Source organism: Acinetobacter sp. YH01010 (assembly GCF_013420775.1).
Classification (GTDB): domain Bacteria; phylum Pseudomonadota; class Gammaproteobacteria; order Pseudomonadales; family Moraxellaceae; genus Acinetobacter; species Acinetobacter amyesii.
On sequence record NZ_VOYF01000001.1, the window covers coordinates 281351 to 302407 of the forward strand.

General features: G+C 40.2%; 19 protein-coding genes and 1 tRNA gene. 7 read left to right on the top strand and 13 right to left on the bottom strand.

The window, feature by feature from the left end:
* Positions 1-12 precede the first annotated feature (12 nt).
* On the bottom strand, positions 13-804 hold the full coding sequence (locus FTT77_RS01415) for a tellurium resistance protein (protein WP_078189121.1): 792 nt from the start codon (positions 802-804) through the stop codon (positions 13-15).
* 327 nt (positions 805-1131) lie between these two features.
* Between FTT77_RS01415 and FTT77_RS01420 the strand changes: the two genes are divergently transcribed.
* Entirely contained in the window at positions 1132-1620 is a 489-nt protein-coding gene (locus tag FTT77_RS01420) for a TIGR00645 family protein (protein ID WP_078189122.1), read from the top strand.
* Between the two features lie 62 nt (positions 1621-1682).
* Here FTT77_RS01420 and FTT77_RS01425 read toward each other — a convergent pair whose 3' ends face one another.
* The 5 genes from FTT77_RS01425 to FTT77_RS01445 form a co-directional block, all read right to left on the bottom strand.
* Positions 1683-2387: a Crp/Fnr family transcriptional regulator gene (locus FTT77_RS01425; protein WP_180108772.1), complete on the bottom strand. Its 705-nt coding sequence runs from the start codon at positions 2385-2387 to the stop codon at positions 1683-1685.
* A gap of 117 nt (positions 2388-2504) precedes the next feature.
* Positions 2505-3467, bottom strand: a complete 963-nt coding sequence (locus FTT77_RS01430) for a TauD/TfdA family dioxygenase (protein WP_180108773.1) — start codon at positions 3465-3467, stop codon at positions 2505-2507.
* A gap of 247 nt (positions 3468-3714) precedes the next feature.
* A complete protein-coding gene (rnk, locus tag FTT77_RS01435) occupies positions 3715-4119 on the bottom strand; it encodes a nucleoside diphosphate kinase regulator (RefSeq protein WP_078192900.1) in 405 nt (134 codons plus the stop codon).
* A gap of 161 nt (positions 4120-4280) precedes the next feature.
* Positions 4281-5534 (bottom strand): serine hydroxymethyltransferase, encoded by a 1254-nt coding sequence (gene glyA, locus FTT77_RS01440; protein ID WP_111885761.1) that lies wholly within the window; start codon positions 5532-5534, stop codon positions 4281-4283.
* A 156-nt stretch (positions 5535-5690) separates the two neighbouring features.
* Positions 5691-6914: an alpha/beta fold hydrolase gene (locus FTT77_RS01445; RefSeq protein WP_180108774.1), complete on the bottom strand. Its 1224-nt coding sequence runs from the start codon at positions 6912-6914 to the stop codon at positions 5691-5693.
* Between the two features lie 242 nt (positions 6915-7156).
* Between FTT77_RS01445 and FTT77_RS01450 the strand changes: the two genes are divergently transcribed.
* From FTT77_RS01450 to FTT77_RS01470, 5 genes are all read left to right on the top strand, one after another.
* Complete coding sequence (locus FTT77_RS01450) at positions 7157-7450, top strand: hypothetical protein (RefSeq protein ID WP_180041538.1); 294 nt, start codon at positions 7157-7159, stop codon at positions 7448-7450.
* Positions 7451-7539: 89 nt separating this feature from the next.
* Positions 7540-8238 (top strand): 3'-5' exonuclease, encoded by a 699-nt coding sequence (locus tag FTT77_RS01455; protein WP_180008265.1) that lies wholly within the window; start codon positions 7540-7542, stop codon positions 8236-8238.
* An 88-nt stretch (positions 8239-8326) separates the two neighbouring features.
* The gene (locus tag FTT77_RS01460) at positions 8327-9046 is read left to right on the top strand and encodes a hypothetical protein (protein ID WP_180008267.1); all 720 of its coding nucleotides are present in this window, start codon (positions 8327-8329) and stop codon (positions 9044-9046) included.
* Positions 9047-9263: 217 nt separating this feature from the next.
* Positions 9264-9620, top strand: a complete 357-nt coding sequence (locus FTT77_RS01465; protein ID WP_180008268.1) for a hypothetical protein — start codon at positions 9264-9266, stop codon at positions 9618-9620.
* A gap of 166 nt (positions 9621-9786) precedes the next feature.
* A complete protein-coding gene (locus FTT77_RS01470; protein ID WP_111885765.1) occupies positions 9787-10080 on the top strand; it encodes a hypothetical protein in 294 nt (97 codons plus the stop codon).
* Positions 10081-10139: 59 nt separating this feature from the next.
* Here the strand turns inward: FTT77_RS01470 and FTT77_RS01475 are convergent, their stop codons facing one another.
* The 7 genes from FTT77_RS01475 to lldP all read right to left on the bottom strand — a co-directional run bounded on the left by FTT77_RS01475 (position 10140) and on the right by lldP (position 19061).
* Positions 10140-10352 carry a hypothetical protein gene (locus tag FTT77_RS01475; protein ID WP_078189132.1) on the bottom strand — a complete coding sequence of 71 codons (213 nt, stop codon included), beginning with the start codon at positions 10350-10352 and terminating at the stop codon, positions 10140-10142.
* Between the two features lie 701 nt (positions 10353-11053).
* Positions 11054-11143: transfer RNA gene (locus FTT77_RS01480), tRNA-Ser, on the bottom strand.
* An 87-nt stretch (positions 11144-11230) separates the two neighbouring features.
* On the bottom strand, positions 11231-13267 hold the full coding sequence (locus FTT77_RS01485; protein WP_180008269.1) for an NADPH-dependent 2,4-dienoyl-CoA reductase: 2037 nt from the start codon (positions 13265-13267) through the stop codon (positions 11231-11233).
* Positions 13268-13449: 182 nt separating this feature from the next.
* A complete protein-coding gene (gene dld / locus FTT77_RS01490; protein WP_180108791.1) occupies positions 13450-15141 on the bottom strand; it encodes a D-lactate dehydrogenase in 1692 nt (563 codons plus the stop codon).
* Between the two features lie 319 nt (positions 15142-15460).
* Entirely contained in the window at positions 15461-16615 is a 1155-nt protein-coding gene (gene lldD / locus FTT77_RS01495) for an FMN-dependent L-lactate dehydrogenase LldD (protein ID WP_180004197.1), read from the bottom strand.
* A gap of 2 nt (positions 16616-16617) precedes the next feature.
* The gene (gene lldR, locus FTT77_RS01500; protein WP_180004196.1) at positions 16618-17361 is read right to left on the bottom strand and encodes a transcriptional regulator LldR; all 744 of its coding nucleotides are present in this window, start codon (positions 17359-17361) and stop codon (positions 16618-16620) included.
* A gap of 32 nt (positions 17362-17393) precedes the next feature.
* Complete coding sequence (lldP, locus tag FTT77_RS01505) at positions 17394-19061, bottom strand: L-lactate permease (protein ID WP_180004194.1); 1668 nt, start codon at positions 19059-19061, stop codon at positions 17394-17396.
* 619 nt (positions 19062-19680) lie between these two features.
* Here lldP and argG point away from each other — a divergent pair.
* Complete coding sequence (gene argG, locus FTT77_RS01510) at positions 19681-21024, top strand: argininosuccinate synthase (protein WP_078189146.1); 1344 nt, start codon at positions 19681-19683, stop codon at positions 21022-21024.
* The last annotated feature ends 33 nt before the right edge of the window (positions 21025-21057 follow it).

Here is a 21057-nt window from a genome sequence, read left to right on the forward strand (position 1 = left end):
CACCTTATATTTCTAAGACTTAGAGGAATTCTCTAATGATTTTTTTAAAGTTTTAATCAAATTTTCACGGCTATTATCAAGCTTTTCCAATGAACTTGTCGAGTTACTTTGACGACTTTGTTTCACATGATATTGCCATGCCGGAATCAACACTTGCTGAGCTTCCTTATATCGATCTAATAAACCAAAAGAAAGCTGCTGAGAAAGCTGCATTTGTGTAATTGCAATATCATTACTGGCTTGTAAGGTTTGCAACGTATTCACCTTTTTCGATAAGCGTTCTGCAAAGTTATCAAGCGGATGCTGATTTTTAACAAACTGTGGGTATTCCAGCAAAAATTCTTCAGCCGCGACGATATAGCGCGCCATTTGCTCACGTAAACCCTGTAATTGATTAAAACGTGCTTGGGACTTTTGAATTTCTAACTGTAATTTTTGGCTCAGATGATTTGCCCGATCAAGCAATTGATCCAAATTTTTATAATATTCAACTTGTCCTGAACCGTACTCCAAATCAATGCCTAACCATTTTTGCAAGGCATTAAATTTGCGTGTTTTTAAATATTTTTTTGAATTGGCTAAGGCTTGAATCAACTGCTCAATGGTTTGACTAAGTTGCTTCGTCAACTGAGGGTCAACACCATCTAGCAGTACCGACTGTGCTTGAATTAATTGATCTGCATAATGATTTAGACGATATTGATCGGTCAGTAATGGCACAAGGTCATTCCGCTTAATCGAAAGCACTTCCGCCCGATCTACCGTAATATCCTTTAACGGCACCAATACATCAATTTGTGACATAGCCAATTAAACTCAATAAAATCATTTTTATACTACAAGTTTTGCCATAAAAGTCTTGTAGTATTTTGCAAAAAATACATCTATTTCATCAGTCAAATTTCGTCATTAAATTCAACCGTCGCATATAGATCCGCCTAAGCAGCCATACGGCATCATTTCAATGGATATGATGACCTACACAGATGAATTCAAGCTTAAGATACCCAAAGATTTAATCTAGATTTAAATTAAACAACTGACTCTACATGAATTATTATCAAAATTATCGTAAAATTTAATTCATATACTTTATAACCAAATATTAGATCAATAATTTTAGAGGCTTAAATGGAACGTTTTTTCCATAACACAATGTATGCAGCACGTTGGATTCTGGCTCCCGTGTACTTTGGTTTATCCTTTGCACTGCTACTGCTCGCGATTAAATTTTTCCAAGAAGTCATTCATGTCCTTCCGCATATTTTAGAATATTCAGAAGCTGACCTGATTTTAGTCATCCTCTCTTTGGTCGATATGACTATGGTGGGCGGACTGATTGTGATGGTGATGTTTTCTGGCTATGAAAACTTTGTTTCCCAACTGAAAATAAATGAATCGACCAATCGCTTGAACTGGCTAGGCACCATGGATGCCAATTCATTAAAACTCAAAGTTGCAGCGTCAATCGTGGCAATTTCTTCTATTCATTTATTACGTATTTTTATGGATGCGAAAAACATCCCCAATGACAAAATCATGTGGTACATCATCATGCATTTAACCTTTGTTTTTTCTGCTTTTATGATGGGATATTTGGATAAAATCAGTAAGCACTAATCTAAAAACAAGTCCAATGAAGCCATTTGCGATTATGGCTTCTCGTCAAATTTTAAATCTAGTTATTCATCAAGTTCACTCATTCGCCTTAAACGATCAAGATCCAAGATCACGATTTGTCCATAATTCCACGCGATCACCTGTGTTTGAACAAATTGCTGCAGATGTTTATTCAACGTTTGCCGTGAAATATTAAAAGACTCTGCAAATTCCTGCTGACTGAGTTTCAGGGGAATTTCCTGCCGACATCCATATTGCTCATAGAGTCGAATCAAATGTCTAGCAATACGCTGCTCTAGCGTTGCCGTTCGCAAATAACGATTATGCTCAAACATCAAATACATGCGTTGACTGAGAGATTGCACGACATTCCAAAGTGCCTGCGAATCACGCTGTAAAACCGCTAAAAACGTTGTTCCAGAAATGATCGCCACCTCAACGTGTGTCGCAGCAAAATAATCATAATTCAACGGCTTTTGTTGTAAGACTGCAACAAAATTAAATACTGACTGGCGACGAATATAATCATTGACAATCAATTCACCATTATTTTGCAACCAACCAATTTGTAGCGTACCTGAAAGCAAAATATAAATATCCTGCACGATTTGTTGTTGTTTTAAGATATGCTGCTGCGCATGAAAACGTGAATATTTCACCTGTTGCACAAGCTGTTCTAACGTCTGATCGCAAAAGCCTTGAAAGATGTCTTCATTTCGCAAAATTTGCAACAAATGCTGTTGGGCTGTGTTCTTTTGATCGCTCACGTCTATAAAAAAATGCCTAAGATCTCATCGATCTTAGGCAAGTGCTGAAAAATGTAAAACCATTGTTTTTCGCATTATTTATCTGTTTTTATGCTGTTTTAAATGACGCTCTAATACTTAAGATGCTTTCTCATAAATACGGCCTGCTTCTGAACGCAAGTTTGAAATGTCGGTGTTCTGAATGTTTTTCAGTACAGTACTCGGCTGACCATTTACATCGACAGGCACATCGCCCTCGATAGTGACACGTGAGGCGATACGTAGCTCATCACCATAGTCATTGATGGCACGGTGCTGCGTCGCACGATTATCCCAAATCGCAACATCACCAACCGCCCAGCGCCAACGCACAATATTTTCCCATTGCACGATTTGCTCTTGAAACAGTTCAAATAATCGTCGTGACTGTGCCGGACTGTATCCACTGAAGCGTTTAAAGAAGTGACCCAACACCAAACTTTTTTCACCTGTTTCAGGATGTACACGCACCAAAGGATGCTCTGTTTCTACTTCTACCGCGGTACGGAATAAATGGCGACCTTCTTCATTGTACTGACCTTTCGGCGCCGCATAGTCATAACTATTACTATGCACCGCGCGTAATTGTTCCGCCAACTTTTGCAGCTCAGGACTTAAATCTTCATAAGCGGTCACGGTATTGGCCCAAACCGTATCGCCACCATGTTCAGGTGCAACTACATTTCTTAAAATTGTGGCTTTAGGATAATTGGGCAAAAACGTAATATCGGTATGCCACGAGTCTGCACGCCCACCACGTGAGTCAATTGACAAAGTATGTGCTGTACCATCTTTGAGTGGCACACTTGGGTGATTCAACGGATTTCCTAAAAGTCGTGCAAAGGCTTCTTGTTCTAAATCGGTGAGATCTTGCTGTCCACGCACAAATACAACTTTATATTTTAATAGTGCATGATTAAATTCATCGACCACGCTTTTGTCTAAATTTCCAGACAACTGAATGCCAGAAATTTCGGCACCAATACGACCGGTTACAGGTTTTACTTCAATATGCTGATATTGATAGTCTGGATTGTAATGATTCGATTCTAATTGTGTCATAGGGCTCTACCTTATTCTTCAAATTATTAAGCAACGATGGTGTTGTTGAAATAAAGTGTGCCGACTTCGTGCCCATGACTCTGTCAATTATTTGACAGTTTTCCCAAGTTAAACTGCTATGGTTGTAATGAAATCTGCTTAACAACATTTGCACATTTCATATCTAAAAATGCAATAAAGAAAAAATAAAAAAGCCATCGGTATCGATGGCTTTGTGTGCGGATTTTATCTGTATATCACAGCGGAATTATAGATAATTCCCTTCACGCTCAGGTTGATAGAGCACTTTAATGATTTTGACTTTCATGGTATGACCATCAGGCTGCGGCCATTCTATTTCCTGCCCTTCAGCCAAACCTAAAATGGCAGCGCCCACTGGAGCCAAAACATTGACTTGACCTTTATCGCCACGAAAATCATGTGGATAGACCAGTGTAATTTCGGTTGCTTCTGTCGCAGGTGCAATGTTAATGAGAACTTTGGCATTCATACTCACCACATTGGCAGGGACATCTTGTGGAGCAACCACTTCAGCGCGCGCCATCTCATCTTCCAAATGCTCCATCGTCGGCGTCAACTTAGACTGATGCTCCAACATGGTTTCTAAGCGATGTAAATCTTGTTCTGAAAGAATAATATTGGGTTTTTTCATATAAAGTTCCTTTGCGACCTTGCCAACAGATCTATAGCGATGGGCAAATTTTTTGTTATCTCTTATTCCGTTATATCAGAAATATAAATGTTTAGATAACTTTTGAATTTTTCTGATGACATAAAAAAAGCCCCCTTGAGGGGGCTTTTCTCAAGTCTGTTTTATTTTGCGTAAACTGGGAATTTAGCGCAAACAGCAGCAACTTTTTCTTTCACTGCAGCAATCACAGCTTCGTCACCTTTGCTGTCTAGAACGTCAGCGATCCAGCCTGCAAGGTCACGTACTTCAGCTTCGCCAAAACCACGTGTTGTTACAGCAGGAGTACCGATACGGATACCAGAAGTCACGAATGGAGAACGTGGATCGTTTGGTACTGAGTTTTTGTTCACAGTAATGTGAGCAGCACCTAACCAAGCATCGGCATCTTTACCAGTAATGTCTTGTTTAATTAAAGATAATAAGAACAAATGGTTCTTAGTACCGCCAGAAACAACATCATAACCACGTTCGATTAGAACTTCAGCCATTGCTTGCGCATTCTTAACAACTTGTTGTTGGTAAGCTTTATATTCAGGCGCCATTGCTTCTTTGAAGCAGATCGCTTTAGCCGCTACAGCGTGAACTAAAGGACCACCTTGGTTACCAGGGAATACAGCTGATTGTAATTTTTTCTCGATTTCTTCGTTTGCTTTCGCAAGGATTAAACCAGAACGTGGACCACGAAGTGTTTTATGTGTAGTCGTTGTAGTTACGTCAGCAATTTGTACTGGGCTTGGGTAAACACCAGCAGCAACAAGACCAGCTACGTGAGCCATATCTACGAATAAGTAAGCACCAACTTTGTCCGCGATATCTCGGAAACGTTGCCAATCAACAACTTGGCTATACGCAGAGAAACCAGCCACGATCATTTTTGGCTTGTGTTCTTCAGCTAAACGTTCAACTTCTTCATAGTCGATTTCGCCAGTTTCTGGGTTCAAACCGTATTGAATTGCGTTGTAAGTTTTACCAGAGAAGCTAACTTTAGCACCGTGAGTCAAGTGACCACCGTGAGCCAAGCTCATACCTAAAACTGTGTCGCCTGGGTTAAGAAGCGCAAGGTAAACTGCAGAGTTTGCTTGTGAACCAGCGTGTGGTTGAACGTTTGCATAATCTGCACCAAACAATTCTTTAGCACGGTCAATGGCCAATTGTTCGATCACGTCTACATACTCGCAACCGCCATAGTAGCGTTTACCAGGGTAGCCTTCTGCATATTTGTTAGTAAGTTTTGAACCTTGAGCTTCCATTACTGCAGGTGAACAGTAGTTTTCTGAAGCGATTAACTCAATGTGCGCTTCTTGGCGAGCATCTTCATTCGAGATCGCTTGAGCTAATTCAGGGTCAAATTGAGCAATAGAGGTGTTGGCAAACATTAGCGAGGTCCTATTAAATTAGGGCTTTTAAGCCGTGCTAAGATTGGCGCGTATTGTAGCATGAAGTTTTAGAAATGAGAGAGGGAAGTTTGTGCTGTTTTTAAATAAATAATGCCCATGTTGAATCTGCACGAGCATTATTTAAGTCAAATCAACTTATTGATTTGGCATGAGAGTCTCTACATCTTGCACAAAATTTGCCAGATTATCGGTATAAATAGTAAGATGATCCGCTGTCGCTTGCTCACGATAGTCAATTGATGTTCCCGGCTTAGCAAGGCTAATCATAAATTTAGTCGCATCTGCTGGAATGGTCTGATCGGCTTTACCTTGATAAATGATGATCGGCGTTTTCACCGCTGTCGTTAAAGGCTGTGAACCTTCACTCATAAAGTTTTGGATTGGCTTTAAAGTTAAGAAATCAGACTGCGTGCGGCCATAGTTATCCAAAGTCGTGTTCTGACTCGCATAACTGAGCATGTCATCTTGAATTAACTTGGTTAACTCGCCTGAACACACTGTTTCAGCCTGAGGTGCAATCGCAGCCAGATGTCCACTAAATACTTTTGAATAATCCACACTGTTTTTATGCCCTTGCATACCCGCAATGATCTGCGCAGTAAAACTGTCTAAAGGTGCATAAATCATACTTTGCACGGTTGCAGGTTTACCTACAGCTAACTTCTCGCCTGCGTCAAGAATGAGCGCAAGATTATTTGCAGGTGCTATGGCAATCGTTCCCTTATAATTTAAGTCAGCACGCGATGCGAATTCAGCTGCACCTAATACGGCTTGACCACCTTGAGAATGCCCGATTGACACCCAATCCTTCGACACCGTTTTACCTTGGCTGGTTAAATAACTTCGAGCAGCGACAACGGCATCGGTAATCGAAAAGGCTTCACTTTTTAGATTCAGATAAGGATGGTTTTCACGTCCACTAGGTTCCCCTAATCCTTCATAATCGGGTGCCACAACGACATAACCCTTTGCCAATAACATTTGCAATAAATATTCAGTGCCTTGCAAACCTTGTCGGCTCGGAGCGCATTTATCAGCCACACCGGTCGTTCCATGTGCCCAAGCCACAATTTTCCAACCACCTGCCGGAGCAACTGTTTTTGGGGTAAAGACTAAGGCTGTGGCTTGAACAACTTTGCCATCTACTCCTAGCATTTTATAGGTCATCAATCGGCTGTCTGCACTCACAGCAGGCATATTGTCTTGACTATAGGCTGTTGTAGTTACCACCGGATTTTTGATCTGATTGAGATCAGCGTTTGTTTCAGGATTACTAAATTGTTGGTCATTACTATCATTACCGCAGGCTGCTAAAAATAGCGCACTGCTGACTAAAACCGTTAAACGCAGCATTTTCATTCCATGATCCTTTTGTTTGTTGTTTTAAAGTCAATTTTTCATTGAATATGAATCATTAAATACATGGAACAAACTTTTGTTCAAGCCTAATTTTTAAGCAACTACTCTTATTTTAATTTATCAAATTAATATAGAACTAAAACTTTGTTTTAGCTCGATATGGATTAACAGCATTCAAATAAATCAGCCACCCCGATCTCAGAAAAATGGCTGAACTTATATTTCTGATCATTGGATACAGATTGGGCTATTTTTCGGAGGTTAAAGCAAAATGTAAAATCAACAAAAATGCTGTACCCCCTGCCAACTACACAAACATATGCACAAAAGTAAAGCCGAAAAACCACCATGCCATTGATCGTGAACATACTCTAGTGCTTAATCCACTTAGCGACATTTTTGGATATCAAGATGGACAAAAGCCTTTAAAACAAGTCGATTTAGAAGATGGTTTAGCTTTATCCCGCTGTAAAGGTTTTATTTCGGCAGATGCGATAAAAGCAGATTATTTAAACACTGCGCAGCCATCTTCATAATATTCCTACAAATAATCACAGCATGGGTTTGTCAGTGTGGATGTGATAATGTACATTCATAAACATTATTCAACATGCTGGAACTGGACATGCAAGCCATCATTCTCGACACAGAAACCCATACACTAAATGGACAACCCATCGAGATTGCCTATGCTCCAATTCAGGTGGCAGATGCCAAAATTACCCTAGATAAATCTAAAATTTTTGATCAACTTTATCGTTGTGATGAAGCAATTTCTTTTGCAGCAATGGCTGTACATCATATTTTAGAATCAGATCTTGAAGGTCAGCCCCACTACAGCAGTTTTGAACTCCCATCAGAGACGACATATATCATTGGGCATAATATCGACTACGATATTCGAGCGCTCGAAAAATGCGGTGTAGATAGTTCAAAAATCAAAGCCATTTGTACCCTTGCGCTAGCTCGTCGTGTTTGGCCTGATGCAGAAGCGCATAATATTTCTGCCTTGATATATATGATCACCAAAGGCAGTGGAAAAGCCCGTGAAATGATCCGTAAAGCTCACCGCGCAGATATGGATATTATTTTAACTGCCAATATTTTGATGCATATTGTGCATCACTTAAAAATCAACAGCATCGAAGAATTATACGAAGCTTCGGAAGATGCTCGCATTCCACGCAGTATTAATTTTGGTAAACACCGTGGTACCGCAATTGCAGAATTACCTGCGGACTATGTGCAATGGCTATTACGTCAAGATGACTTAGACCCTTATTTGCGTAAAGCTTTAGAAAACTCTGCTGTCATTACTCTATAAATCATTGATTGTTTAATATTTTCTTAATATTACTGTCATTATCACTGCATAGGATTGCCTTAATTCTTTTGAGCTATGGAATTAAGGCATGTTCAACTATCAAAAAACTGAGCTGGGTTTTCAAACTTTAAAAGACCGACAGCTCGCATTAAATGCAAGACAACGTCGTCTGCTACTCTTAATTGGTAGTGATGACTTTAACCAAATGCCAGTGCATTATCAGCAGCGGATTGCTGAAGTGCCCTTGCTCGAGCAACTGATGGAACTTGGGCTGATTCAGCCAATTACAGCACATGATCATCAACGCCTTCAAAAATCCGATTTTTCTGCTTTTAATACACCTAAAATAGCGTCAACAAAGACATCCGATCGCATAGCGCAAGAAAATGTCACACTTGATAAAATTTCAATGCCAACGATGGAAGTTCCTCATACTCATTCACAGCACGAAATAACTGACTCCCTGCCAATGGATGCAATTGGCTTTATACCCCATCAATTTAATCAAGCCATACCTGAAAACATAACATCAAACACCCCTGTATTAGCAGAACAAATCATTGATTTCATCGAACATGATTTTGATGAGTTACAGAATTTTATGTGCAGTTACTTACAGCGTTATTGTGGGCTGATGGCAAAAAAATTAATGCTTAATATTCAACAGGCCACGGACATTGCAGAATTAAAAGCCTGTCAGATGCAATGGATCACCTGTCTAAATGAATCCAATATTCAACCTAAACTCTTACAACATGCATTACAGCAAATTAATTACAGTCTAAAAAATCTACAACAACTGGTTTAACTTAGAGACTTTTCCTCACTTCTCATTCAAAAAACAACTTAATGAGGTGAGTAATTCTTCACACATATCAATATAAGAAATTGAATTTTATTAACTTTATCGATTCACTTATTTCTTTTATGGTTTTAACTGCTGTTTTATACGACCTTCCCCTAATGTCAATCAACAGTAAAAAATCGCAAGAATAAAACCGACCTCCTAGCGTTTGAGCATGTCAATGTCACAACAGTTTTGTTTAGAATTTGATTCTTTCGATAATCCTATGCAACTCAGCAAAATTGGCAATTGGGTATTTACCTTTTTAACTTCACAAGACGAATTGCCTAATGTTCAATTGGCCATTACCTATGTCATGCCACGAAAAATTAGTGACGAATTACAACCTCGACGTGTGGTCATTCAAAATACAGCCATTGAAACAATTTGGCGTATAGAACAAGTTGAATGCTTCAACAGCCAAACGAACCAAGAACTCACCTTTACAGCAGCGGAACCTCAAGCTCAATTGGTTTTAAACAGTATCATTGAAGAATTTGCCCGTTATGATGTCCCATTGGTATTCAAGCCGCTTTAATTTAAAGCGAATTCCAACTTATTTTTCATAAAGATTTAAGCTGTCTCAATGATTTAACCAAAGTTAGCTAGATAGACATTAAATGAAAAATAATCCATACAGATTAATATTGCTTAATTCGTATACACTATTCCTGCTCAATAATTTTTGACCATGGATAATAAAAATGAATTTAGCCAATTATTCTAATGATCAGGCACTCATCCTTTTCAACCTATATAGCAGCCTTGAACAATGTCTAGATGCGATTGGACATCTGCACCTTGGACCCAAACTAGTGCTGACCGACCATGATGTATCAAAAGATCATATGATCGTGCAACGTTTTCAAGCTGGAGTTTTAACTCAAGAAATTCAAGTGCGTAAACAAGATGTTGAACTGTCTTCTAGCAACCCGATGACACGCTATCAGTTACTGTCTTATATCTTGAATCAATTTAAAGCAGATCAAACAGCTTAAAGTTCTATTTCTAAAAATAAAAAACTCACCATTAAGGTGAGTTTTTTTATTCATTCAATTTAAGCTTCTAAAAGCTTGTAAATACTGTCCGATTTTTGACTTTCAAAAAGTAGTTCTATACTGGGTAGGATGATTTCACCTGCAATAATGATATGTTCAATGCGATGAAACAGCGCTCTTGAATCTTCTTCTGAAGGATTACGCACCAAAGCTTGTGCTTCATAAACCTGACTAAATTGGTCCTTCACTTTAATATCGATCATCTGTGTCATAGTGACGTCTCTACTTGTTTTAATAATTGAATTTTTTATATCACACCTTTACGCAACAACCTGCTTTGTAAATGTTAGATTTCATGGCAATGTAAACTTATTTTACTTTAGTAAATATATATCAATAACATAAGTTAACTATTTAATTATTGTTTGACAAAAACACTATATTTTCACATTTTGAAAGACATTAAAAAGCCCGCATTGCTGCGGGCTCTATGTTGGAAGGCTAGTGCTGATTTCTTGTCTGCAATATCTTAAGACTAAAATATTACGAAACTCAACGAGCTGTCATTGATCCGTCCAACTTATTGGTAGCGTCGTTTTATGACCTACCGTGATTTAAATATAGCACTTTCAATTCTCTTGCCAAGCCTTGCTAACACTTCAAAACAATTGATCAAATAAAATACAATTGATATTTTTTCAAAATAAGCGATCATAGCTCTGCCCAATGCTTGTGAAAGATTTAAATAAATAGGCCATTAAAAATAAATTCTACACTATCAATCTATAAACATTCTTTTCTCTTACTTTTAATTCTACCTTTGACAACCCTTGTATTAATTTCTGACTTGAATTTTAAGTCTGATATCCATTTTTAGCATTGCTTAAAAATACTAATGAATAAGATTGCCGTCTCAAATTAAAATCTAAGACAAAAAAAAGCCCCTGTATCACTACAGGGGCTTTTTTGAATTTGGCGGAAGCGGTGAGATTCGAACTCACGGAGGACTCGCGCCCTCGTCGGTTTTCAAGACCGGTGCATTAAACCGCTCTGCCACGCTTCCATGTGCGCCATAATACGGAGGTTTTATTCATCTGACAAGTAAAAATTACAACTAAACCTTTCAAATGAATATTGTTTCGCCAAATCCTTAAAGTTTAGCCGCAAGCTCCGCACCTTCACGTATTGCGCGTTTCGCATCTAACTCTGCTGCTAGTTTTGCACCACCAATAATATGGTAATTGGCAAGGGTTTTCTCACCCTGTTCTGGCATCAAATGCTTTACCGATTCCTGACCTGCACAAACGACAATCGTATCTACACGTAATAATTGATCATGCCCTTCATATTCAACCCAAAGACCTTCATCAGTAATGGCTTTGTATTGAACACCACGCAGCATACGAACCGCATTTTTCTTTAATTGTGCACGATGTACCCAGCCTGATGTTTTACCTAACCCAGCACCAAGTGCAGTTGTTTTACGTTGTAATAAGTAGATTTCACGAACAGGAGGTTCGAGCTCAGCAGCCAGCATACCACCTTCAGTTACGTAGTTTGGATTTGGATCAACACCCCACTCCCGCTGCCAATCCGCTAAAGGCATTGGTTGTGGCTGATGTGGTGGTTTGAGTAAAAATTCAGATACATCAAAGCCAATGCCGCCTGCACCAATCACAGCAACTTTACCCCCCACAGCTGCGCCTTTCAGCACTTCTGCATAAGACAAGACATTCGGTGCATCACTACCTTCAATTTTTAAGCTGCGAGGAACCACACCTGTTGCAATAACAACTTCTTCAAACCCTTCACGTTCAAGCTGTTCACGGTTTACACGCGTATTTAAACGCAAATCCACACCCGTTTTTTCGATTTGAACTTTAAAGTAGCGAATCGTTTCATGAAATTCTTCTTTGCCGGGAACGACTTTCGCCAAATTAAATTGACCACCTACCTCTGCACCAGCTTCAAATAAAGTCACCTCATGGCCTCGGTTTGCTGCAACCGTTGCAGCAGACATCCCTGCCACGCCACCACCGACGACTGCAATGCGCTTCGGTTTTTTGGTCTTTAAATAAACCAATTCAGTTTCATATGCCGCTCGTGGGTTGACCAAACACGTCGCACGCTGATTTTTAAAAGTATGATCTAAACAGGCTTGGTTACAGGCAATACAGGTATTAATTTCATCGACACGATTGGTCGCCGTTTTATTTACCCAAAATGGATCTGCCAAGAATGGACGCGCCATTTGCACCATATCTGCCTTGCCTGAAGCCAAAATTTCTTCAGCTGTATCTGGCATATTGATACGGTTGGACGCAATGACAGGAATCGCAACATGTTTTTTGACTTCAGCGGTATAGTCCACAAACGCTGCGCGAGGCACTGAGGTCACAATTGTCGGAATACGTGCTTCATGCCAACCAATACCCGTGTTCAATAACGTCACACCAGCTGCTTCCAATGCTTTAGCAACAGTAATGACTTCTGCCATGGTGTTCCCATCATGAACCAAATCAAGCAATGACAAACGGAAGCAGATAATAAATTTCTCACCCACTTCAGCACGTATTGATTTCACAATATCAACCGCAAGGCGCATACGATTTTCAATTTCACCGCCCCAACGGTCTGTCCGTTGGTTGACATGACGGCTTAAAAACTGATTCAACAAGTAGCCTTCTGAACCCATAATTTCAACACCATCATAGCCGGCCTTATGTGCAAGACTTGCCGTTTTGACATAATCATCAATGGTTGAAAGAATTTGTTTGTCCGTTAATTGACGTGGTTTAAAAGGTGAAATCGGAGATTTAATCGGACTTGCTGACACTGCAAAAGGCTGATAGCCATAACGCCCAGCATGCAAGATTTGCATTAAAATTTTGGCACCATGCTTATGTACTGCATGGGTCACCAAGCGATGTGGAGCAATATCACCTAACGTATTCATGGTACCGCCAGCAGGTAACAGCCAACCTTGGCGGTTTGGAGAAATACCGCCTGTAATAATCAGGCCGACACCACCTTTAGCACGCTCACCAAAATAAGCTGCCAATTTAGGATAGTTATAAAAACGATCTTCCAGCCCACTATGCATGGACCCCATCACGACACGGTTTTTAATCGTGGTAAAACCCAAATGTAAAGGCTTTAAAATATTTGCATAGCTAGTCGTTGTCATGCTGAATCCTTATTTTGGCTTTGCAACTTGTTGCATAACACTTTAGCGGTTTTTTTATATTTTGGGATGACAATTTAGAAAATATTCTTCGCCTTTATGGTCAATACCTCCGGATATATTAATCCTTTAACCATAAAAAAAGCCGTATACTTTCACATCACGGCATGTTGTTTTTTAAAGCATTATTTCCAGTTTTTCAGCTTGCTGGTTTGTCCAATCCCCACATTAAAGCTATTAGTCGGATCCAGCTTTTGATAATGATTTTTTAATGCAGGCTTGGCCACATACAAATGCCCAACATTGTGTTCCGCAGGATATTCAGCGCCACGATCATCGAGTAAATGCCACATTGCATGTTCCATTGCCAAAGGGTCTACACCTTTTTTCACAATATAATCTTGATGAAAAACATGACAGAGAAAATGTCCATAATAGAGTTTATGGATAATTTGCTCATCCATGGCTTTCGGCAAAGTTTCCACCCATTCTCGATCATTGCGACGTAATGCAATATCCAGTGCAACAATGTCTTCCACTTCTGAACGATGCGTATCCCGATAACGAATGGCAGCACCTGCCACCGCAAAGCGATGTAAAAAAGCCTTACGTCCTTCTTCATCCGTACATTTAAAATAATTGCCTGAGATTTTGTCTAAAAAATACGTTTTCAAATACGCATCAACTTGATCAACATCCTGATTTTCAATACGAATCATCAAATGATGTTCATATAAATCACGAAATTCATTCATGCGTTTTGGCAGATGATTCGGCATAAATTTAGTGACGAGTTGTAAAACCTTATCCGAAAAACCTTGCAAACCCAGTTTTTCTAAATAGCCATCGACTTTATCTTTCATGGCAAAAGCAGCAGGAACTTTTGCGGTGCCAAATTTTTCGATAAATACAAAAGAATCTTTGCCATACTCAGCCCCAATATCGTATGCCACGCGATGAATGTACTCACCTGCAATCGGGAGGCGTGCAAGATCTTTTAATAGAAAACGACGAATTTCTGTTAAATCATCTTGTGAATTGGTCCCTACATAAAACACCTGACTTGGAATCTTTTCAAAGGTATCTAAACGTACGGCAAAGACACACACTTTACCCGCTGAACCCGATGCTTCAAATAAGCGGCTTGGATCAGCATTGAAACGTGCAGGCGTATTTTCATCAACTTGTTTAACGTCATGTGAATAGCGCTGATCAGAGGCACAGCAACTTGAATTATTCACAATGTCATTGATTTGATAATTTTTATTTTCCAACGCTGTGAGGATTTCTTCAGGCGTATTGCCAAGATTGATACCTAAATGATTGACCAACTCTAAGTCACCTGACTCATTCACTCGTGCATACAGTGCAAGCTCTGTATAGGCAGGACCGCGGCGCACCAAAGCACCACCTGAGTTATTACAGACGCCACCCAAAACCGATGCCCCAATACAAGAAGAACCAATCACCGAATGAGGTTCACGATTGAATTGCGCCAAATCTTTTTCAAGCTTGTCTAATGTCGCCCCCGGTAGGCAAATGACTTGTTGACCGTCATTAATCACCTGAATGCCAACCAAACGACGAGTACTCATCAGTACCACAGGACGGTCATAGTCATCACCAAAAGGCGTTGAACCACCTGTCAAACCGGTATTGGCGGCTTGCATAATCACAATACAATTTGCATCAACAGCAGCTTGCAACACATGCCATTGCTCAAGTAATGAGCCCGGTGTAACCACAGCCAGTACTTTCCCTGCACCGTAACGACGACCTTGGCGGTATAAACGTGTATCTTTATCTTCAGTTAAAACGTGTTGCTTACCGACGATGTTGATGAGGTTTTGAATGGTTTGTAATGATTGAGTTTGCATGCTCGTAGAATTTTCCATTTTCAATATTTTCTCTCCTTGATAAAGAGGAATAGCATTGTTATGCAATGAAAAAATATTGATTTAAATAATTTTAAACAACGTAGGTTTATTTGCACATATCAAAAGTTTTTAGTCATTGTTATTAAAATCTATAATGAATATCCCTTCTCCCTTTGGGATGAGTAGCAACGCTACGCAAGAGGGTTAGGAGAATTATTCAATAAACACCTCTCCCTAACCCTCTCCTGCAAAGAGAGGGAACTTTCATTGCTAATTTTTTTGATGACGAATAACTTTCCCAAGAGATCGATTCAAAAAATCACCCAGCCAACTCTTTCTCTAACTTCACCAAACAATCAGATGTAATATCCGCAATGGTTTTTGCACCTGTTAAGGTCATCGCAACACGCATTTCTTTATCAATCAGTTCTAAAAGATTGGAAACACCTTCACCACCTGCTGCACCGAGCGCATAAACAAAGGCGCGACCGAGCATACAGGTATCCGCACCCAAAGCCAGCATACGCACCACATCTAAACCATTTCGAATACCTGAGTCCGCAAGAATTTTAATATCGCCTTTTACGGCATCGGCAATTGGTGGCAATGCACGCGCTGAAGATAAAACCCCATCGAGCTGACGGCCACCATGGTTTGACACCACGATGCCATCTGCACCAAAACGCACAGCATCTTTGGCATCTTCAGGGTCAAGTATGCCTTTAATAACCATCGGTCCATCCCAAAATTCACGAATCCACTCAAGATCTTTCCATGAAATTGATGGGTCAAAGTTATTACCCAACCAGCCGATATAATCTTCTAAACCTGTTGGTTTGCCCAAGTATTTAGAAATATTCCCTAAGTCATGCGGACGACCTAATAAACCCACATTCCATGCCCAGTGTGGATGGAAACACGACTGCATATAACGGCGCATGGCTGCATTTGGCCCGCTCATCCCTGAGTGCGCATCACGGTAACGCGCGCCCGGAACAGGCATATCCACGGTAAACACTAAAGTTGAACAGCCTGCAGCTTTGGCACGTTCTAAGGCATTTTTCATAAAGCCACGGTCACGTAGCACATATAACTGAAACCACATGGGACGCTGAATCGCTGGCGACACCTCTTCAATAGGACATACTGAAACGGTAGACAGCGTAAATGGAATGCCCTTTTTATCTGCGGCTACTGCTGCTTGAACTTCGCCGCGGCGTGCATACATTCCCGTTAAACCCACAGGTGATAAAGCCACAGGCATTGATAAGGTTTCATTAAACAGTTGGGTTTCTAAACTCAGCTGTGACATGTCATTCAGCACACGTTGACGCAACGCTATTTTTGATAAATCTTCTACATTACGCTTTAAGGTATATTCGGCATACGCCCCGCCATCGATGTAATGAAATAAAAATGGCGGTAAACGACGACGTGCCGCTTCACGATAGTCATTGGCAGAAGAAATAATCATGCTTATATCCTGTTTAATCGACTGGCACGCTGACGACGAGCTTCTTCTTCATCAATCATGCGCACCTGTTGTACTACAAACTCAATGTGTCCACAGACTGCTTTACGTGCAGCTTCAGGATCACGACGTTCAATTGCATTCATGACTTGGAAGTGCTGATCATGCAATTGATCAAATCGGTGTGCTTCGCTATAAACTTTTCGACGACCTAAAACGACATTAAATTGCAACAGATCAAATAGACCACGCATCATCTGAATCAACACTAAATTATGTGATGCTTCAGCAATTGCTAAATGAAATTTGGCATCTGCACGCGCTGCTTCATCGTCATTCCCTAAAGCCTGAAAATGATTGATCTGATCATAATAATGTCGGATATGTGCCAAGTCCTCTGCTGTAGCACGTTGTGCCGCATACCATGCAGTACCACCTTCTAAAATAATGCGCGCCTCTTGCACATCAAAACGGTAGGCAGGGTCTTCACTAATCAAACTGCTGATGGGCTGCACAATTTGATAACTCGACCAAGTCGCTGGTAATTGCTTTAAAAAAGTCCCCGCACCCACTTTACTGACCAACACGCCCATGCTAGTCAATTGAGAAATCGCCTCGCGTAAAGAGGTGCGTGAGACGCCAAGTTGTTCACACAATTTCCGTTCAGCAGGCAGACGATCTCCAACTTGCATATTGCTTTGTTCAATCAATACACGAAGACTTTGAACAGTTTTATCAGAGACTTTCATCTGCTTTCCTTAACGTTGTTACACAATTCGTGTTATGGAATCATCCAAGGGAACACATAAGCTTGTAGGGTGATTAAAATCCCCATCATGATTGTGAACGTTATACTGTGTTTTACGGTAAAACGGAATAAATCCGACTCTTTACCTACCAACCCGACTGCCGCACATGCAATTGCAATTGACTGTGGTGAAATCATTTTCCCTGTCACACCGCCACTGGTATTAGCAGCAACGAGTAATACTTCTGGCACACCGATTTGTTGTGCAGTAGTCGCCTGCAATGCTGCAAATAGCGCATTGGCTGACGTATCTGAACCCGTGAGGAATACACCAAGCCATCCTAAAAATGGCGAGAAGAAGGTAAAGGCTTGACCTGTATGTGCAAGGGCCAAAGCCAAGGTCGAAGACATACCTGAATAGTTGGCGATAAAAGCAAAAGACAACACCATCCCAATCGAATAAATTGGAATTTTTAATTCATTAATGGTTTCACCAAAGGTCACAATCGCGTCTTTCGGCTTCATTTTTAAGAAAATAATGGTAATGATCGCAGCAATGACAATTGCCGTACCTGTTGCCGAAAACCAATCAAATTTATAGATGGCATCGTAGTCCTTCATTTCAGGTACGACTGGCGGCATCTTTTGAACCAATTGGTGTAAGAATGGCACTTTGATCGAAATAACCAAATCATGTAAAGCACCGTCTTTGGTAAATAAATCCTTAAACGGTTTAATACTCCAGATCGTGACCATCACCGTTAAGATCGCAAATGGCGACCACGCTTTTGCAATTTGACCCAAGCTATATTTTTGCTGTTTTTGTGCAGCCACATCTTCACTCATCGTCGCATCTTGATCTGCAAAGCGGAAAATATGTTTAGGCTGCCAATATTTAAATAAAATCGTTAATGACACTAAAGAGGCAATCGCCGCAGTAATATCGGGTAATTCAGGACCGACAAAGTTCGAGGTTAGGTACTGTGCAATCGCAAAGCTACTCGCCCCAACCACAACCGCAGGCCAAGTTTCCTTCACACCGCGCCAGCCATCCATAATCGCCATAATCCAAAACAGTACAATCGGCACCATAAATGGCAACTGTCGACCAACCATCTGACTGATTTCCATCGTATCTACACCAGACACTTGTCCAGCAACGATAATTGGAATACCCATCGCACCAAAAGCCACTGGCGCTGTATTTACGATCAGACAAAGACCTGCCGCATATAAAGGTTTAAAGCCTAAACCTACCAATAGTGCTGCGGTAATCGCCACAGGAGCACCAAAGCCCGCAGCACCTTCTAGGAAAGTACCGAAAGCAAAGCCGACTAATAGCATCTGTAAACGTTGATCTTCAGTAATGGAAAGTATCGAAGAACGGATGATGTCAAACTGCCCTGTTTTGACTGAGATTTTATACAGGAACACCGCACCAATAATGATCCATGCGATCGGCCATAAACCATAGAAAAAACCGTAGACCATCGAAGCCAATGCCATAAGCGCAGGCATGTCATAGGCAAATAAAGACACCAACAGTGCCAGTACAACGGTGATCGTACCTGCCACACTGCCTTTTAAACGAAATACAGCAAGCGCCAAGAAAAAAAAGATAATCGGAATGAGCGCAATTAAACTTGATATCCATATATTCCCCATTGGGTCATATATTTGCTGCCATTGAAGCATTGTCATCTCCTTGAAATGCTTACTAAGATTTAATTATTGAGCAATATCAGCATGTGGTCTTTTTATCATTGGTATGACTAATATAAATATTAAACACATAAAAACTCATACTATTGCTGAAATACTCCGCAATTTTTAATTATTTCAACTCAATCATTCAAGCTTTTCTTGTTTTTGGTATGACCAATATAAAATACAAAAACATTATTTTTCCGTTTAAAAACCTCCATATCAACTTTTAAATATCTGTTTTGTATTTATTATTTACAACTAAACTTTATAAAATATACTTTAGTCTAATAACCACGCTTTGTTTGACCTCAGTCTCATTTCAATGAAAAGCATAAAAACCAAATTAACCCAATAATGGTATGACCATTAATTTAAATCAAATAGATTTCTTTATATTTACATCCTATTCCATTCAGAAAACGCATTTTCCGCCCGCAAAAACTGGATGAAGTATTCACCAATAGATTTCAACGATCATTTTTTTCCACCTCATCGCTTGTATCTCATGATTTTTTAGAAAAACCCCGCAGAAAAGTGCTACAATCATGCACATATATGTATTCTTTCAGGCCACCCATTCTCGGTGCCTATATTTATATCGTTAGGATTAACAATGACTGATAATGCAACTATCTTGCAGAATGTCCCAGTTGGCAAAAAAGTTGGTATTGCCTTCTCTGGTGGTCTAGATACTTCAGCTGCGCTTTTGTGGATGAAACAAAAAGGTGCAGAACCTTATGCTTACACAGCAAACTTAGGTCAACCTGATGAAGACGACTACGATGCGATTCCAAAAAAAGCGGAAGCGTATGGCGCAGTTAAAGCTCGCTTAGTTGATTGTCGTTTACAACTTGCATTAGAAGGTATTGCGGCTATTCAATGTGGTGCTTTCCACATTTCAACTGGTGGTATGCCTTACTTCAACACGACTCCTCTTGGTCGTGCAGTTACAGGTACGATGCTTGTAACCGCAATGAAAGAAGATGATGTAAACATCTGGGGTGACGGTTCGACTTATAAAGGTAACGACATTGAACGTTTCTACCGCTATGGTCTATTGACTAACCCATCGCTAAAAATTTACAAACCTTGGTTAGACCAAACTTTCATTGACGAGCTAGGCGGCCGTGCAGAAATGTCACAGTTCCTGATCGACAATGGTTTTGACTACAAAATGTCAAAAGAGAAAGCGTACTCAACTGACTCAAACATGTTAGGTGCGACTCACGAAGCAAAAGATCTTGAATACCTTAATGCGGGTATCAAAATCGTAGACCCAATCATGGGCGTTGCGTTCTGGAAAGATGACGTAGAAGTAAAAGCTGAAGAAGTTTCTGTAACTTTCGAAGAAGGCTTCCCTGTTGCATTAAATGGCAAACGCATCGAAAACCCAGTTGAGTTCATTCTTGAAGCTAACCGTATCGGTGGTCGTCATGGTCTAGGTATGTCTGACCAAATCGAAAACCGTATCATTGAAGCAAAATCTCGTGGTATCTACGAAGCTCCGGGTATGGCACTTCTTCATATCGCTTATGAACGTTTAGTGACTGGTATTCATAACGAAGACACCATCGAACAATACCGTATTAACGGTCTGCGTTTAGGTCGTCTTCTTTACCAAGGTCGTTGGTTCGATTCTCAATCATTAATGCTTCGTGAAACTGCGCAGCGTTGGGTTGCTAAAGCAATCACTGGTACTGTGACTTTAGAACTTCGTCGTGGTAATGACTACACTATTCTAAACACTGAATCTCCTAACCTCACTTATGAAGCTGAACGTTTAACTATGGAGAAAGGTGACTCTATGTTTAGTCCTGCTGACCGTATCGGTCAATTGACTATGCGTAACTTGGATATCACAGATACTCGCGCTAAATTAGGTATCTACACAAACTCTGGCTTACTTGCAGTAGGTACAGGTTCTGCAGTGCCTCAATTAAAAGACAAAAACAAATAAGATTTGTTGAGTCATAAAAAACCGCGCATTTTG